The organism is Cupriavidus cauae, assembly GCF_026210475.1.
Taxonomy (GTDB): domain Bacteria; phylum Pseudomonadota; class Gammaproteobacteria; order Burkholderiales; family Burkholderiaceae; genus Cupriavidus; species Cupriavidus cauae.
The window spans coordinates 1,874,395-1,891,401 of sequence record NZ_CP080294.1 but is presented as its reverse complement, the minus strand read 5'-3'; the positions used below and the strand labels follow the sequence as shown (position 1 = coordinate 1,891,401).

General features: G+C 68.5%; 14 protein-coding genes. 6 read left to right on the top strand and 8 right to left on the bottom strand.

Going from position 1 to position 17,007, the window contains the following annotated elements:
- Positions 1–78 precede the first annotated feature (78 nt).
- Both KZ686_RS23680 and KZ686_RS23675 read right to left on the bottom strand, forming a co-directional pair.
- Positions 79–1,080: a Bug family tripartite tricarboxylate transporter substrate binding protein gene (locus KZ686_RS23680; RefSeq protein ID WP_407648576.1), complete on the bottom strand. Its 1,002-nt coding sequence runs from the start codon at positions 1,078–1,080 to the stop codon at positions 79–81.
- Positions 1,081–1,364: 284 nt separating this feature from the next.
- A complete protein-coding gene (locus KZ686_RS23675; protein ID WP_149316022.1) occupies positions 1,365–2,285 on the bottom strand; it encodes a LysR substrate-binding domain-containing protein in 921 nt (306 codons plus the stop codon).
- Between the two features lie 190 nt (positions 2,286–2,475).
- Here KZ686_RS23675 and gtdA point away from each other — a divergent pair, with 190 nt between their 5' ends.
- From gtdA to KZ686_RS23650, 5 genes are all read left to right on the top strand, one after another.
- Positions 2,476–3,522, top strand: coding sequence for a gentisate 1,2-dioxygenase (gtdA, locus tag KZ686_RS23670; protein WP_265633871.1), 1,047 nt, complete (start codon positions 2,476–2,478; stop codon positions 3,520–3,522).
- Between the two features lie 98 nt (positions 3,523–3,620).
- Complete coding sequence (locus tag KZ686_RS23665) at positions 3,621–4,322, top strand: fumarylacetoacetate hydrolase family protein (protein WP_265633870.1); 702 nt, start codon at positions 3,621–3,623, stop codon at positions 4,320–4,322.
- Between the two features lie 13 nt (positions 4,323–4,335).
- Positions 4,336–4,977: a maleylacetoacetate isomerase gene (gene maiA / locus KZ686_RS23660; protein WP_265633869.1), complete on the top strand. Its 642-nt coding sequence runs from the start codon at positions 4,336–4,338 to the stop codon at positions 4,975–4,977.
- Between the two features lie 37 nt (positions 4,978–5,014).
- Positions 5,015–6,232 (top strand): 3-hydroxybenzoate 6-monooxygenase, encoded by a 1,218-nt coding sequence (locus tag KZ686_RS23655; protein ID WP_265633868.1) that lies wholly within the window; start codon positions 5,015–5,017, stop codon positions 6,230–6,232.
- A gap of 127 nt (positions 6,233–6,359) precedes the next feature.
- Positions 6,360–7,706 carry an MFS transporter gene (locus KZ686_RS23650; protein ID WP_149316027.1) on the top strand — a complete coding sequence of 449 codons (1,347 nt, stop codon included), beginning with the start codon at positions 6,360–6,362 and terminating at the stop codon, positions 7,704–7,706.
- On the opposite strand, the gene KZ686_RS23645 is transcribed toward KZ686_RS23650, so the two are convergent.
- Both KZ686_RS23645 and KZ686_RS23640 read right to left on the bottom strand, forming a co-directional pair.
- Positions 7,703–9,118, bottom strand: coding sequence for an FAD-dependent oxidoreductase (locus KZ686_RS23645; protein WP_226105821.1), 1,416 nt, complete (start codon positions 9,116–9,118; stop codon positions 7,703–7,705). The genes KZ686_RS23650 and KZ686_RS23645 overlap by 4 nt on opposite strands.
- Positions 9,119–9,131: 13 nt before the next feature.
- A complete protein-coding gene (locus KZ686_RS23640; protein ID WP_223819706.1) occupies positions 9,132–10,115 on the bottom strand; it encodes a Bug family tripartite tricarboxylate transporter substrate binding protein in 984 nt (327 codons plus the stop codon).
- 129 nt (positions 10,116–10,244) lie between these two features.
- On the opposite strand from KZ686_RS23640, the gene KZ686_RS23635 reads away from it, so the two are divergent.
- A complete protein-coding gene (locus KZ686_RS23635; protein ID WP_149316474.1) occupies positions 10,245–11,129 on the top strand; it encodes a LysR family transcriptional regulator in 885 nt (294 codons plus the stop codon).
- Between the two features lie 338 nt (positions 11,130–11,467).
- Here KZ686_RS23635 and KZ686_RS23630 read toward each other — a convergent pair whose 3' ends face one another.
- The 4 genes from KZ686_RS23630 to KZ686_RS23615 are packed head-to-tail and all read right to left on the bottom strand — an operon-like array spanning position 11,468 to position 16,996.
- Positions 11,468–12,544: a FecCD family ABC transporter permease gene (locus KZ686_RS23630; RefSeq protein WP_265633867.1), complete on the bottom strand. Its 1,077-nt coding sequence runs from the start codon at positions 12,542–12,544 to the stop codon at positions 11,468–11,470.
- Positions 12,541–13,902, bottom strand: a complete 1,362-nt coding sequence (locus tag KZ686_RS23625; protein ID WP_265633865.1) for an ABC transporter substrate-binding protein — start codon at positions 13,900–13,902, stop codon at positions 12,541–12,543. Before KZ686_RS23625 ends, KZ686_RS23630 begins: the two co-directional genes overlap by 4 nt.
- Positions 13,899–14,906 (bottom strand): ABC transporter ATP-binding protein, encoded by a 1,008-nt coding sequence (locus tag KZ686_RS23620; protein WP_265633864.1) that lies wholly within the window; start codon positions 14,904–14,906, stop codon positions 13,899–13,901. Before KZ686_RS23620 ends, KZ686_RS23625 begins: the two co-directional genes overlap by 4 nt.
- Positions 14,903–16,996, bottom strand: a complete 2,094-nt coding sequence (locus KZ686_RS23615; protein WP_265633863.1) for a TonB-dependent siderophore receptor — start codon at positions 16,994–16,996, stop codon at positions 14,903–14,905. Before KZ686_RS23615 ends, KZ686_RS23620 begins: the two co-directional genes overlap by 4 nt.
- Between the last annotated feature and the right edge of the window lie 11 nt (positions 16,997–17,007).

Sequence of the window (17,007 nt, the reverse complement as noted above, 5' to 3'; positions counted from 1 at the left end):
GGCCGAAATGGACTGTATAAATATACAGGTACGCGACCGGCGTGTCGATGTCCCGGCGTCATCACCGCATTGGCGCGATCAATCCACCGTGATATTCGCGCTGCGCGCCACCTTGCCGAACTTCTCGTATTCCGCCTGCGTCAGTGCTTGCAGCTCGGCGGCGCTCGACGACTTCGGGTTGAAGCCGGCCTGCACCAGCTTGTCGCGCACCGGCGCACTGCCCAGCGCCTCGACAAACGCCGCATTGAGCTTCTGCACGATGTCGGCCGGCATGCCGGCGGGCCCGTACACGCCGAACCACGGCTCGACCGAATAGCCGGCCAGTCCCGCCTCGGCCAGCGTCGGCACATTGGGCAATGCCGGCGAGCGCGTGCTGCCCGCCACCGCCAGCGCGCGCAGCTTGCCGGTCTGGATATGCGGCAGCGAGGCCGGCAGGTTGTCGAACATCACGGGGATATGTCCGCCCAGCATGTCGTTGATTGCCGGGCTGCTGCCCTTGTACGGCACGTGCGTCAGGCTGGTGCCCGTCATCTGCGCAAACATCGCGCCGGCCAGATGCATCGAGGTGCCGGTGCCCGCGGTCGCATAGGTCAGGCCGGGATTGCGCTTGGCCCACGCCACCAGCTCGGCGACGGTCTTGACCGGCAGCTGATTGCCGACCTCGAGCACGATGGTAGATGTACCGAGCAAGCTCACCGCGGTGAAATCGCGGCGCGGATCGAAGGGCATCGCCTTGTAGATATGCGGGTTCAGCGCATTGGTGGAGATCGCGCCGAAGCCGATCGTATAGCCGTCCGGCGCCGCCTTTGCCACGGCCTCCATGCCGATATTGCCGCCGGCGCCCGGCCGGTTCTCGATCACCACGGGCTGGCCCAGCTTTTCGCCGACACGCTGGCCGACGGTGCGTGCGACCAGATCGGTGGTGCCGCCCGCGGCGTAGGGCACGATGAAGCGGATCGGCTTGGTCGGATAGTCGGCGGCGCTGGCGGGTTTCGGCAGTCCGAGCATGGCGGTGGCGAGGCCGGCGAGCGCGATGCCGCGAACGGTGCGGCGGGGAAGATGGCGGATGCGAGGCGTCATGGGCGTTATTGGCGTCATGAGGCGGTCTCCTTTCGTGTGGTGATGATTTGCGTTCGTTGTTGTCGTTGTTGCGGCTCGCAGGCCGATGCCGATGCCGAAGCCGATGCCGAAGCCGATGCCGAAGCCGAAGCCGATGCCGATGCCGAAGCCGATGCCGAAGCCGAAGCCGAAGCCGAAGCCGAAGCCGAAGCCGAAGCCGAAGCCGAAGCCGATGCAAGCCGGCGGGCGCCATCATATCCAATCCGCACCGTGCGCGTGGGACCGTTCGAGACGGCAGACCACCGTCACACGCTGCCACCCCCGCCCGCTTCGCGCAAGGCATCGAGCGCGGCCACCACCGCGCCGCGGCGGAAGCTGTCCTCGCGCCAATACATCGACACCGAGCCGAAGCCCGACAGCCGCAACGGCACGATGCGCAGCGCGCCCAGATCCTCAAGACGGCGCGCGGTGCGGTGCGAGGCGACGCCGATCATGTTCGTATGGTTCAGCAGCGTCAGGTTCAGGATGGTCGAATTGGACTCGACGCAGCGCGCGGGCAACGGGCGCCCGGCCGCCGCCAACGCGGATTCGAGCGCATTGCGGATCGGCGTGCCGCGCGGCCAGATCACCCATTGGAACGATTCGAGCGCGTTCCAGTCGAGCGCCGCCATCGCCAGCAGTGGATGCTTGGGGCGCGCGACGAAGTGGATCGGCTCCATGTACAGCGCTTCGGTACGCAGGCGCGCGTCCTGCAACTCGGGCGCGGAGCGCCCGACCACGATATCGAGCTCGCCGCGCGCGAGCCGGCTCATCAGCTCGTCCATCGTGCTCTCGACCAGGCGGATCTGCGCGCCGGGCATCGCCTTGAGCAGCCGCACCACCGCCAGCGGCACGGTATCGGCCGCCGATGCGCCGGAGGTGCCGATCACCACGAGGCCGCTGCCGCCATCGCGCAGCGCCTGCAGATCGTCGCGCGCGCTATCGAGCTGCGCTTCGATGCGGCGCGCATGTTCGATCAGCGATTCGCCGTAAGGCGTCGGCCGCAGGCCGCGCGCGTGCCGCTCGAACAGCGGCAGGCCGATGTCCTCCTCCAGTTCGCGCAGCCACTTCGACAGGCCGGGCTGCGTGGTATTGAGCGCCGCCGCGGTCTGGCTCATGTTGCCGGTCTCGGCCAGGCTCAACAGCATTTGCAGATTGCGAAGCCGCAGCCTGTGTGTCCAATCCATCAGGGAAAACCCTCCCAGTCATATCCATATTCGTATGGATCAGATCAACAATTCATTTTTCGAAATATACCTGCACGGCTACAGTCCCAACCAACGAATAACGACGAATGACGCGGACAAGCCCCCCTGCCTCTCATCCGCAGACGGGAGATGGGGGCCTCCGCCGGTGCCTTCTCGATTGGAGACCTCGATGTCGAACAGCAAGCGGGATATCGCCCGCGCGGCCTATTACGAGCAGATCGGACGCAGCCATATGGCGCCGCTGTGGGAATCGCTGCACGCGCTGGTGCCGCCGCAACCGCAGCCGAAAGCGCAGCCGGCGATCTGGAAATACGAGCAGATCCGTCCGCTGGTGATGCAGGCGGGTTCGGTAATCAGCGCCGAGGAAGCGGTACGCCGCGTGCTGGTGCTCGAAAACCCCGGCCTGCGCGGCAAATCGAGCATTACGTCGACGCTGTACGCGGGCCTGCAACTGATCCTGCCCGGCGAAATCGCGCCCAGCCATCGCCATACGCAGTCCGCGCTGCGCTTCATCGTCGAGGGCCAGGGCGCGTGGACCGCGGTCGACGGCGAACGCACGACGATGCATCCCGGCGATTTCATCATCACGCCGTCGTGGACCTGGCATGACCACGGCAATCCAATCGAGTCCGACGGTGGCGAACCGGTGGTCTGGCTCGACGGACTCGATATCCCGCTGCTGCTGCAGCTCGATGCCGGCTTTGCCGAGAGCTATCCCGAAGCCGTGCAGCCGGTCACGCGGCCCGAGGGCAACAGCTTCGCGCGCTTCGGCAACAACATGGTGCCGGTGCGCCACCAGCCAACCGGCGGCAGTTCGCCGATCTTCAGCTATCCGTACGCGAGGACGCGCGAGGCGCTGGACCAGCTCTATCGCCATGGCGAGCTCGACCCGTGGGACGGCGTCAAGCTGCGCTACGTCAATCCCGCCACCGGCGGCTGGCCGATGCCGACCATGGCCACCTTCATGCAACTGCTGCCGGCGGGCTTCCAGGGCCGCACCTATCGCAGCACCGACGCAACGGTCTACAGCGTCGTCGAGGGCCGCGGCACCGCGCGCATCGGCGAGATGCAGTTCCAGTTCGAGCCGCGCGACATCTTCGTCGCGCCGTCGTGGCAGCCGGTGCAGCTGGCGTGCGTCGAGGACGCGGTGCTGTTCAGCTATTCGGACCGCCCGGTGCTCAGCGCCTTGAATCTGCTGCGCGAAGAACGGCTCTGACCGCCCGCACATCGGAACAGTGGCGCGCCCCGGCGCACGGGCCGCGCGCGCCATCCCCGCATTCATTCCCGAACGATACGATCCTGCAAGGACTTTCCATGCCTTTTGTTTTCGATCCGGCTCCCACCGTCGCCATTCCGGTCGCCGGCAGCGGCGATGACCGCTTCCCCGTCCGTCGCGTCTACTGCGTCGGCCGCAACTACGCCGCGCATGCCCGTGAAATGGGCTTCGATCCGGACCGCGAGCCGCCGTTCTTCTTCTGCAAGCCGGCCGACGCGGTGATTCCGGTGGCCTACGGCGACACGCTGTCGCTGCCCTACCCCTCGCAGACGCAGAACTATCACTACGAAGCGGAACTGGTGGCCGCGATCGGCCGTGGCGGCAGCGATATTCCGGTCGAGCAGGCGCTCGACCACGTCTGGGGCTATGCGGTGGGTCTCGACATGACCCGGCGCGACCTGCAGATGAAGATGCGCGAGATGGGCCGCCCCTGGGAAATCGGCAAGGCCTTCGATGCATCGGCACCGATCGGCCCGCTGCATCGCGCCGGCAACGTCGGCCACCCCGAGCAGGCCGAGCTGTGGCTGACCGTCGATGGCGAGACGCGCCAGCGCAGCAATGTCTCGCATTTGATCTGGTCGGTCGCGGAAACGGTGGCCTGCCTGTCGCAGTACTTCCGCCTGCAAGCGGGCGACCTGATCTTTACCGGCACGCCGGAAGGCGTCGGCGCGGTGAAGCCGGGACAGCAAATGGTGGCCGGCGTGCAGGGACTCGGCGAACTGTCGGTGCGCATCGTCTGAGCGGAAGCCGATCATGCAGCTGCACAGCTTCTTCAACAGCTCGACGTCCTACCGCGTGCGCATCGCGCTCGCGCTGAAGGGCCTGCCCTACGACTACGTGCCGGTCAATATCCGCAACGGCGCGCATCGCGACGCCAGCTATGTCGAGCGGATCAACCCCTCGGCCAGCGTGCCGGCGCTGGCCGACGGCGACCTGCACCTGGGGCAATCGCTGGCGATCATCGACTACCTCGATGCGCGCCATCCGGAACCGCGGCTGATCCCCGCCGACCCCGAAGCGCGGGCGCGCGTGCTGGAGCTGTCGTATGCGATCGCCTGCGACATCCATCCGGTCAACAACCTGCGCGTGCTGCGCTATCTGCAGGACACGCTGGGCGTATCGCCGGAGCAGAGGGATGCGTGGTACCGGCACTGGGTCGACGAGGGCCTGGCCATGGTCGAACGGCTGCTGGCCAAGCGCGCGGCCGGCCCGTGGTGCTTCGGCGACCAGCCAACGCTGGCGGACTGCTGCCTGGTGCCCCAGATCGCCAACGCGCAGCGCATGGGCTGCGACACCGAGCGCTTTCCGCTGACGATGGCGGTCTACCGCCATGCGGCCGAGCATCCGGCCTTCCGCGCCGCCGAGCCGCGCCGGCAGCCGGACTATCAAGGCTGAGCGCCATGCTGCCCGAGGAGCGGGACAGGAGACATCGATGAACACAACACAACAGGACCGCAAGGTCATCGTGGTCGGCGGCGGCATCGGCGGCCTGGCCGCGGCGCTGGCCCTCGCGCGGCAGGGCATCCGCATCGAATTGCTGGAACAGGCCGAACAGATCGGCGAGATCGGCGCGGGCATCCAGCTCGCGGCCAATGCCTTCGCCGCGCTGGACGCGCTCGGGGTCGGCGAGGCAGCGCGCAACCGCTCGGTATTCACCGACCATTTGATGCTGATGGACGCGGTCGATGCCAGCGAGGTCGCGGTGGTCGACGTCGGCGCGCGCTATCGCCAGCGATTCGGCAACCCCTATGCCGTGATCCATCGCGCCGACATCCATCTGTCGATCCTCGAAGCGGTGCAGGACCATCCGCTGATCCGCTTCCGCACGGCCACGCGGGTCGAGGGCCTCGAGCAGGACGACAACGGCGTCACCGTGATCGACCAGCGCGGCGAGCGGCACCGCGCGGACGCCGTGATCGGCTGCGACGGCGTCAAATCGGCCGTGCGCCAGGTGCTGCTGGGCGACGAGCCACGCGTCACCGGCCACGTGGTCTATCGCGCGGTCGTCGAACTGGAGGACATGCCGCAGGACCTGCGCATCAATGCGCCGGTGGTCTGGGCGGGTCCCCATTGCCATCTGGTCCACTACCCGCTGCGCGGCGGCCAGCAGTACAACCTGGTGGTGACGTTCCATAGCCGCGAGCAGGAGGTGTGGGGCGTGCGCGAGGGCAGCAAGGAGGAAGTGCTGTCCTACTTCGAAGGCATCCATCCGCGCCCGCATCAGATGCTGCATCGTCCGACCTCGTGGAAACGCTGGGCGACGGCCGACCGCGATCCGGTCGAGCGCTGGAGCTTCGGCCGCGCCACGCTGCTGGGCGACGCCGCCCATCCGATGACGCAATACCTCGCGCAGGGCGCCTGCCAGGCGCTGGAGGACGCGGTGACGCTCGGCGCCGCTGTCGAGCACTGCGACGGCGACTTCGAGGCCGCATTCGCGCTGTACGACAAGGTCCGGATTCCGCGCACGGCGCGCGTGCTGTATTCCGCCCGCGAAATGGGCCGGATCTACCACGCCAAGGGCGTCGAACGGCTGGTGCGCAATTCGTTGTGGGTCGACCGCACGCAGGAGCAGTTCTACGACGCGCTGGCCTGGCTGCATGGATGGCGCGCGCAGGATTGCCTGAAGGCTCCGGGCCAGCGCCCGGGCTAGCCCGGCTCGATATTTCGTCGCTCGACGTTTCGTTGAAGCTCTTGCTGGACCACGTAGTCCCGCCGCCTCCCCACGGAGACGGCGGCGCCCCAGCTCATCCATTCAAAACCAGAATCCGGAGACAACCATGCCGCGCCCCGCCGCCATCGACGTAACGCGCTTCATCGACGAAGCGCCGTTATCGCCGTTCCAGATCCTGATCGTCGTACTGTGCTTCCTCGTCGTCGCCATCGACGGCTTCGATACCGCCGCGATCGGCTTCATCGCGCCCGCCATCCGCAGCGAATGGCAGTTGAGCCCGGCACAACTTGGGCCGCTGTTCGGCGCAGGCCTGGCCGGCCTGATGGGTGGCGCCTTCCTGTTCGGCCCGCTGTCGGACCGCTACGGCCGCAAGACGGTGCTGGTCTTCAGCGTGCTGTTCTTCGGCGTGGCCAGCCTGGTATCGGCCTGGTCGAACTCGCTGTGGGAGCTGATCGCGCTGCGCTTCATCACCGGCCTTGGGCTGGGCGGCGCGATGCCCAACGCGATCACGCTGACCTCGGAATACTGTCCCGACAAACGCCGCTCGTTCCTGGTGACGACGATGTTCTGCGGCTTCACGATCGGCTCGGCGCTCGGCGGGCTGGCCTCCGCGGGCCTGATCGAATCGTATGGCTGGCGCTCCGTGCTGGTGGTCGGCGGCGTGCTGCCGCTGCTGCTGGTGCCGGTACTGCTGGTGCTGCTGCCCGAGTCGGTCCGTTATCTGGTGACCGTGGGCAAGAAGCTCGATCGCGTCGCCGCGACGCTGCAGCGGATCGACCGCAACGCGGACCTGCGCGACGCCGGCTTCATGGTGCCGCCGCGCGCGCAGGCCGGCTCGCCGGTCTGGCATCTGTTCCGTCCCGATCTGCTGCGCGGCACCTTGCTGCTGTGGTTCGCCTTCTTCATGAGCCTGCTGGTGATCTACCTGCTGTCGAGCTGGCTGCCGACCGTGCTGCGCGGCACCGGCATCTCGCTGAAGCACGCGGCGCTGGTGACCGCGATGTTCCAGGTCGGCGGCACCGTGGGCGCCATCGTGCTGGGCTGGCTGATGGACCGGCTGAACGCGCACTACGTGCTGGCAGCAAGCTACACGCTGGCCGGCGTTTTCACCGCCCTGATCGGCAACGTGACCGCGAGCCCGGTGCTGGCCGCCGTCGCCGTGTTCTGGGCCGGCTTCTGCGTGTCCGGCTCCCAGGTCGGCGCCAACGCGCTGTCGGCGGCCTACTATCCGACCGATTGCCGCGCGACCGGTGTCAGTTGGGCCAACGGCGTGGGGCGCATCGGCTCGGTGGTCGGCTCCGTCGGCGGCGGCGCGATGCTGTCGCTGGGTCTGGGCATGCCGGCGCTGTTCGTGCTGGTCGGCATTCCGGCTGTACTGGCCGGCCTGACGATGCTGGTGCTCGGCCGCGGGCATCCGGGCGGCCGAGCGGCGATACCCGCGGTGCAGGGCTAGGCGCGCTTCAAGCGCTCATATTTCGCTTCGCCGAGAAAGGCGCCCTGCTTGACCAGCAAGGCCTGCAGTTCCGCCACGTCGATGTCGTGCGGCGAACGGCCGTCGCGCACCGCCAGCGCGGCCGCGGTGCCGGCCGCCTGGCCCATCACGAAGCAGGCGCCGGACACGCGCGCGGCCGATTGCCCGTCATGCGTCATCGACGCGCAGCGGCCCGCCACCAGCAGGTTGTCGACGCCACCCGCGCTGGCGCGGCGAGGCAGCAGCATCCGGTATGGCAGCTGGTTGTAGCCGCGCGAATCCGGAATCGGCGGCCAGACCCATTGCACGTCGCCGGCCACATGCTTTTCCAGCGGCCAGCCGTTGACGCCGATCGCATCGGGGAAATCCGCGCAGTTAAGCACATCGTCGGCGCTCAGCATGGTTTCGCCGATCAGGCGGCGCGTTTCGCGGATGCCGAGCTGCGGCGCGATGTCGAGCGCGTAGGCGTTCTCGAAGCCCGGCACCCTGGTGCGCAGGAAGCGCAGGTACTCGACGATCTGGCGGCGGCCCTCGATCTCTCCTTCGCTCAGCGACTGCGCATCGGTGCCGTCGGTTGCCGAGCCGTCGAGCTTGCGCAGCTGGGTCACGTTGACGCGCCACTCGTAAGGATGCTTCTGCGGGCGGACCACCGCGCCGCGCCGCGGGAAGCGGAATTCCCCGGCGGCCTCGGCCTCGTCCATCAACGCCGGGATCGTCTTCCAGGCCTCACCCGCGCGCTGCGCATCGACATTGCCGACGCGGAACATCAGCGTGGGGTACAGCATATGTCCGTGGCCGTCGCCCTTCTCGGTCGGCACGCCGGCCCAGTGCGCGATGTCGGCGTCGCCGGAGCAATCGATGAAACAGCGCGCGCGCACCGCGACGCGGCCGGACTTGGTCTCGAGCAGCAGCGCATCGAGCGTGCCGTCGGCATGCCGCGCGACGCCGGCGGCCAGTGCATGGAACAGCAGATGAACGCCGTGGTCGGCCAGCAGCGCATCCGCGGCGCACTTGAACGCCGACATGTCGTAGGCCTGCGCGTGGATCTTGCCGAGCACGAGATGCGGTTCGTTCAGACCGTCGAGCCGGCGCATCCGCATCAGCAGATCGTCGGCGACGCCGTGCACCACCTGGCGGATCTCGCCGAAGACGTTGGCATGCAGCCCGCAGAAGTTGGTCACGCCGGCCGCGGTGCCCATGCCGCCGAGGAAACCGTAGCGCTCGGCCAGCAGCACGCGCGCCCCGTTGCAGGCCGCCGCCGCGGCCGCGCTGATGCCGGCGGGGCCGCCGCCCAGCACGACCACATCGAAGGGGCCGAGCACGGGGACATCGCGCGCCGCCTCGGTCAGCGTGTCCCCGCGAGAGAGCCCAGAGCGAGCAGAGAGACCTTCCATTGTCGTTGCCATGCTAGTCCAGCCGAATCCTGTGTTTTTCGATGACCGGCTTCCAGCGTGCGACGTCCTCCGCCATCACGCGGCGGAACGCATCGGGCGTGTTGCCGACCGGGTCCATGAATTGGAGGCGCAGCTTCTCGCGCAGCGCCGGTTCCGCCAGCACCGCGACGATCTCGTCGTGCAGCCGCTTGACGATTGGCGCCGGCGTGCCGGCCGGCACCACATAGCCGATCCAGGCGTCCGCCTGCACGTCGGCGATGCCGGCCTCCGCGAGCGTCGGCAGGTCCGGCAGCGAGGGCGAACGCTTCGCGCTGGCCACCGCCAGCGCCTTGATGCGCCCATTCCTGACATGCGGCATCACTGTGGCCGCCGGCAGGATTGCCATGTCGACGTCGCCGGCGATCACGGCGGTGACCGCCGCGCCGGAGCCGGGGTACGGCACATGGACCGGATCGGCCTCGCTGCGCGCGGCCAGCGCCGCCACTGCCAGATGCGAGATCGTGCCGGCGCCCATCGATGAATAGCTCAATGCCTTCGGTTGCTTCTTCAGCAGCGCCAGCAGTTCGGCGGCGTTGCGCGCCGGGACGCGATTGGCTACGACCAGCACCGCCGGCTGGCTGGTCGCGATGGTCACCGGCTGCAGGTCGCGCGCCGGGTCATAGGGCATCTTGCCGTACAGCAGCGAATTGACCGCCAGCGGACCGGCGATGCTGAGCCCGATCGTTTGTCCATCGGGTTTTGCCTTGGCGATGGCATCGGTGCCGATATTGCCGGCGGCGCCCGTCTTGTTCTCCACCACCATCGGCTGCCCCAGCCGTGCCGTCAGCCGTTCGCCGATCAGCCGCGCGGTGATATCGGGCGTCGAGCCGGCCGCGAACGGCACGATCACGCGCACCGGTCCGCTTGGCCAGTCCTGCCCATGGGAAAGCGTCGATACCGCGGCCGTCGCGGCCAGCGCGGTACAAGCGAGCCATCTCCCCAGCTTGCCTGTTTGCATTCAATGTCTCCAAGGATGTCTTGTTTGTATGCCGGCGCGCTATCCGGTGGCGCCTTGCGGCAAGATTAGGGCAATGGCACTATGGCGTCCATGCAATGGCTGACATAGGCGCAAGCGGGATTCTTAATAATGGATACGAAGCTGCTGGCGATCTTCGACGAGGTGTACAAGACGCGAAGCGTGTCGCGTGCGGGCGAACATCTTGGCCTGCCGCAGACCTCGGTCAGCCTGGCGCTTGGCCGCCTGCGCAAGCAGTTCGGCGATCCGCTGTTCGTCAGGACCGCCGAAGGCATGCTGCCGACCCCGCATGCGGAGACGCTGATCCAGCCGTTCCGCCAGGCGCTGGCGATCCTGCGCACCGCCACGCAGCAGCAGGTGGTGTTCGACCCGCCGCGATCGGAACGCACCTTCCGCATCAGCATGACCGACATCAGCCATCTGCAGTTTCTGCCGGGCCTGATGAACCGACTGCATGCGCTGGCGCCGGGCATTCGCGTGGAAGTGATGCGCATCTCCACGGACACGCCGAAGCAGCTCGAAAGCGGCGAGGCCGATCTGGCGGTCGGCTTCATGCCGGAGCTGGAGGCGGGCTTCTACCAGCAACGGCTGTTTCACCAGGGCTTCGCCTGCGTGGTGCGACAGGACCATCCCCGCGTGGATCGGCGCATGACGGTGTCGCTGTTCAAGCGCGAGAAGCACGTTGCCATCACCGCGGCCGGCACCGGGCACGATCTGCTCGAGCGCGAGCTGGAGCGGCGGCGCGTCACGCGCAACGTCGCGCTGTCGCTGCCGACACTGCCGGGCCTCGGGAATCTGCTGGCCAATACGGACCTGGTTGCCACGGTGCCGGAGCGAGTGGCGCAGATGCTGATGGGCATCGCCAACGTCAAGGCGCTGGCCCCGCCCTTCCCGCTGCCGACGTTTTCGATCAAGCAGCATTGGCACGAGCGCTACCACCAGGACCCGGCCAATCGCTGGCTGCGTTCGGTGATCGCGGACCTGTTTCTCGATTAGGCCGTCGTGCCGCCGCGGATCGCCCGTATCATGCCGGCGATCCACACCACTCCTTACCCACACCGGCAGCGCCGGACGCTGACCCGCGATGGACTAGCTGTCAGCCTGTTCTGGGCATCGCGCGTGCGGCGGTGACCGGCGCGCGGCGACGATGCCGCAAGTGAAATCCGCGGCGGCTGTTGCCTGTCAGGCGGAAACCGCAGGCAGATCGCCGCGATGGACCACCTGGACCTTGTTGCCGTCCGGATCGCGCAGATTGCAGGCGGGCTTGGGAGTTGGGCGAAAATACTGGCGGTTAATTGCACTTATTCAGTGGAAGGCCGCCGCCGCAGTAGTCCTCATTCGGCGCGATGCAGCGCCTTTGTCCGGTACAGCATGTAGAGCGCCACCGGCGCGCCGACCAGGCCGATCACTGCGTTGAGGTGAAACACATGCCGGCTCCAAGGCAGATGCACCACCAGGTCGGCGGCAAGGCCGAGGACCGCGCCGACCAGCGCCGCACCGGGCAGCAGCACGCGATGGTCGGCGCAGCGCCACAGCGCGCGGGCCACCTGCGCGGAAACCAGTCCCAGGAAGGCCACCGGTCCGCAGAAGGCCGTCACCAGTCCCGTCAGCCATGCGGTGGCCAGCAACGCGGCCCGCTTGACCCGCGCCACCGGAATCCCCATCGATTCGGCATAGCGCTCCCCGAGCAGCAGGCCGTTGAGCGGCTTGACCAGCAACAGGCTGCCGAGCAGGCCGATCGTTACCCCGGGCACCAGCAGTTCGAGCTGCCGGCGCGTGGCACCGGCAAAGCTGGCGTCGTCCCAGGCCTTGAACGCGCGCGCCTGCGTTTCGTCGATGAAGTGCATCGAGGCGCTGATCAGCCCGACCGCCAGATAGCCGAGCATCAGTCCGGTGATCAGCAGCGTCACCGTGCCGACCCGGCGCGACAGCACCGCAAGCAAGGCCAGCACGGCGGTGGAGCCGGCGATCGATGCCAGTGCCATGCCGAGGTCGCCGACCAGTCCGTAGCGCAGCAGAAAGGCATTGCCCGCGACGCCGGCGATGGTGACCAGCAGTGCCGTGCCCAGCCGCGCGCCGTGCACGATGCCGAGAACGAAGGGATCGGCCAGCGGATTGCGGAACAGCGTCTGCAGCAGCAGGCCCGACACGCCCAGGGCGGCCCCGCTGACCATCGCGTTGATCGCCCGCGGCAGGCGAAAGCCCAGCACGATCTCGCGCCAGACCTCGGCCTCGACCGGCTGCGCGGTCAATGCCTGCAGCACGGCCGGCAGCGGCACGGCCACCGCGCCCAGCGTGAGTTCGGTCAGCAGCAACACCACGATGGCCAGCACCAGGCCGGCGAAGATCAGCGGAGCACGCCGCATGGAGGTCCGCGGCATCGGCGCCGTGGCAGAAGTCAGGGTCGTCACGGTAGTTTCCGCAGGAATCGAGAGGGGGGATCGGAGGTCGGCGTGGCGGCTTGCGCGGCTGAGACGACCTCGGCCGCTTCGGATGCCAGTTCGGGATGCAGCGCCGCGATGGCCTCGGCAAGCTGGATATGCGGCCGCGTCATGCTCTGGTCCTGGTAGGGATACGCCCAGGCCCCGGCATAGCCGCGGTCCCATGCATGAACATTGCGGCCGGCCGCCGCGGCAAAGCGCCCGTGCAGCGGACTGGCGGCAAGCCATGCTTCGAGATCGGCCCGCCCTCCCACCGTGCCGAGCCAGGCCGGCGCATCGACGCCGCGCGCATAGACGCGCTCGAACGGCAGATAGAGCAGGCTGCCGGTGCCGCCGCCGTCCAGCACATAGTGTCCGCCCGCGTCCGCAATCAGCCGCGCGCGCTGGTTGTCCGCGCCGAAGGTCTCGAAGCTCTGTCGTCCCGCGGCAAAGCCGGACATCACCGCGGGGCGGGTCGGCGCACGCGCCGCCAGCGCGGCCAGCCGGCGATATGCCGCCTCGATCGACGCGAACTGCGCGTTGGCACGCTCTTCGCGGTTCGACAGCAGCGCCAGCAGCTTGAGCCATTCCGCGCGCCCGAGCGGATGCGGCTCGTGATGGTCCGCCTGCGCGATCGCACGCACGCCCAGCTCCCACAGGCGCGGATGCATATTGCCCTGCGGATAGGCCGAATAGAAGCTGAGATAGACATCGGCCTGCACCGACATCGCCTGCTCGATCGAGGCATGGCCGTAGCCCCACATATCATGGACCTTGCCCTGCTCGATCCGCGCCCGCACCGATGGCACGGTCACGCTGCGCACGTTTTCCGTGCCGAACAGGCGTTCCACCAGGCCCAGTTCGTCAAGCGCGCCGAGCATGGCCGCGTTGCCGGTGACCAGGCGCTGGATCGGCACCATGATCACCGGTACGTCGTCGCGATGCGGCGGCACCGGCGTACCGCACTGGACCAGCAGGTATTCGAGCCGTTCGCCGGTGCCCACGCTCGGCGTGAAGCGCACGCGCTTGTAGTGCGGGCCGTATTCGACCTCGAGCTGGGACGCATGCGAGAACGTCGTCTTGTGCGGGAAATAATCGACTCCGGGCCGATAGTCGGCGACGCAAGCGGCATCGAGATTCGCGGTGGGCCCGGCAGCGCCGACGGCCTGCTTCGGCCACGTGGCGCGCGGCGGCGCTTCGATCCGCGTGCAGCCGCACAGCAGCACGGCCAGCGCGATGGCGGACGCGCTGGCCCACGCGATCGCCGATGCGGTCGCCGACGCGGTGGCCGTCGCGGTCGCCGACGCGATGGCGGACCCGGTTGCGGCCGCGGTCCCGCGCCGGTTCACCGCGGCTCCCGTGCGAACGCTGCCGCGCTCGACGGCGTTCGCAGCGCCTCGACCAGCGCGCCGAGCGTCGGATAGCACGTCGCCGCGCCGCCTTCGCCGGCGACGGTATATCCCGCGGCATCGGCGCGCAGCGTCAGCGCAGCATCGGGATCGCGCACATACCCTGCCCGCTCGAGCGCCCGTGCGGCCCAGCTGGCGCGCAGCCCTCCGCCTTCCAGCCGGATCGCGCGGGTTCCCGCCGGTCCCACGCGCAGCTCCGCGCGTTCGAGATCGAAGGTCAGTCCGTCGGCGGCGAAGCTCGCCCCCAGCACGCCGTCGATGGCCAGGTCCTCCGGTGCGCCGACATGCAAGCGCCGCTGGCCGTCGATCAACCACAGCTCGTCGGCGTAGCGCAGCGCCAGTTCCAGGTCGTGCGTGGACAGCAGTACCGCCAGGCCATGCCGGTGTGCGAGGTCCAGCAGCAGCTGCATCGTGCCGACGCGACGCGGCAGGTCGAGGAAGGCGGTCGCTTCGTCGAGCACCAGCAGGCGCGGCTGCTGAGCCAGGGCGCGCGCGATCATGATCTTCTGCCGCTCGCCGTCGGACATCTCGGCAACCAACCGCTCCGCCAGCGACAGCGCGCCGGCGCTCGCCAGCGCCTCGTGCACGATGCGATGGTCTTCCGGGCTCAACCGGCCGGCCCAGCCCAGATAGGGATAGCGGCCCATGCTGGCCAGCTCGTAGCCGCGCATCAGCGTACCGTCGACCCGCTCGGTCAACACCACGGCAAGACGCCGCGCGCGTTGCGCGGCGGGCATCGCGTGGATCGGCTCGCTGTCGAGATGCACCTGCCCCGCCACCGGCGCCTGCATCGCGCACAGCGTGCGAATCAGCGTCGATTTCCCCGCGCCGTTCGCGCCCAGCAGGCAGACGAACCGCCCGCTCGGGATGGACACGTCGAGCGGCCCGAGCAGCGGACGCCCGCCATGGCCGGCGAACAGTCCCGTGGTTCCCAACACCGTCACAGCGTCGCTCCGAAGCTGGCGAACACGGTGCGCGGCGCGCCCGGATAGGTCGGCACGAAGGCGCCGCCGGAATCGTAATAGCGGCGATCGCCCAGGTTCTGTACCGTCAGCTGCAGCTTGTAGCGCCGCGCCTTGCCGAAGCGGTAGGCGATATTGGCGTCCCAGCGCGTGTACGAAGGCAGGGCGAAGGCGTTCTCGGTATTGGCCTGCCGTTCACCGACATAGGTCGCGCCGATGCCGACGCTCAGTCCCGACGCGGCTCCGGCGAAATCGTAGGTGGTCCAGATACTGGCGGTGCGACGCGGCGCATTGGCCAGCAGCTTGCCGACCAGCGCGGGATTGCTGTCGGCGGCGATCTCGGCCCTGTATTGCGTGTAGCTCGCCAGCACGCGCCAGCGCGGCGTAATGCTGAACGGCACGTCGATCTCCCAGCCGCGGCTGCGCTGCTCGCCGACCTGGATCACATAGTTGAAATCCTCCGGATCGGAGACCACGCCGTTGCTGCGGCGGATGTCGAACAGTGCGACGGTCGGCTCCAGCCGGCCGTCCAGCAGGCTGAACTTGGCGCCAATCTCGGTCTGCTTGCCGCGCGACGGCGCGGGCAGCGTGCCGGCGCGCAGCATGCCGCCGGACGGCTCGGTCAGGAAGGATCGCGCCCAGCTGGCGTAGAGCGACACGGGCTCGACCGGCGTCCACGTCAGCCCCACGCGCGGCGACAGCGCATCGTCATGCCGCACCAGCGTGTCCGCCGCCTGCAGGTACTGGGCGCGCGCGCTGGTCCGCGAGCGGTCGTAGCGCAGGCCGAGCAGCAATCGCCAATGCGGTCCGAACTGCAGCTCGTCCTGCGCGTACAGGCCGAGGTTGCGGCTGGCGTAGCGCGAGCCGTCGTACGGCAGCAGCGCGCCGGCGTTGGCGCCATGCACCGGGTGGTAGAGATCGATCGGCAGGTTCACCGGGAAGCCGCCCGGCCCCAGATTCGCCTGCGCGCTGAAGTCCCACTCGTCCCAGTTGTAATCGGCACCGATCAATACGCGGTGGCCGATGCCGCCGGTATCGAAGCGGCGCGAGACCTCGGCCATCAGCGTGGTATCGGTCTGCCGGTCGATGTTGCGCTGCTTGCGGCGATTGACCTGCGGGTCGGGCCCATCGGCGCCGCTGAGCGCGGGAAACCCATACGGGTACCAGACCGCATCGGTGCGCGCATGGGAGCGCAGCGCGCCGGCGCGCAATGCCCAGCCATTGTCGAAGCGATGATCGAGCACCAGCGAGCCCAGCGCGCTGTCGTTGTCCAGCCGCGCGTCCCGCTCGCCATAGTTGTAGTGGATCGGCACGTTGAGGAACAGCGGGCTGTTGCCGAAGCCGCGGTCGAAGGCGCCGCGCCGGCGGCCGAACTCGAACTCCGCGGTCAGGCGGGTCTGCGGTGCCAGCTTCCACTGCAGCACCGGCGAGACGAACAGCGTCTGCGCGTCGACGAAGTCGCGGAAGCTGCGATTGTCCTGCCACGAGCCGGTGATCCGGTAGCTCAGCGTGTCGCTGATCGGCCCGGTGCTGTCCACCGTCGCGCGCCGGAAATCATGGCTGCCGCCGGTCAATTCCACGCTGTGCCGCGGCTTGTCCAACGGCTTGCGGGTCACGATATTGACCACGCCGCCTGGCTCGAAGCGGCCATAGAGCGCGGACGCCGGGCCCTTGAGCACCTCGATCTGCTCGATGTTGGCCATCTCGTCGACCGGGGCGAAGACGCTGCGGCGAAAGCCGTTCTTCAGGTTCGCCGAGGTCGCGAAGCCGCGCAGGCGGAAGCGGTCGTTGCTGCCGCCCCAGCCGACTTGCGCCGTCACACCGGGGACCGTGCGGATGGCCTCCCCCAGCGTGAACACGCCACGGTCCTCGATCAGCTCGCGCGTCACGGTCTGGATCGAGAACGGCGTTTCCTTCAGCGCGGTATCGCTCTTGTTGGCGGTGGGTGCGACCACCGCGCGATAGGCCCGCTCGCGCGTGCCGGTAACGGTCACCGCCTCCAGCTCGGCGGCCGGCCCGCCCTCCCCCTCCTGCGCCGCGCAGATGCCCGGCGCCGTCGCCAGCAATGCCACGGCGGCGCGCC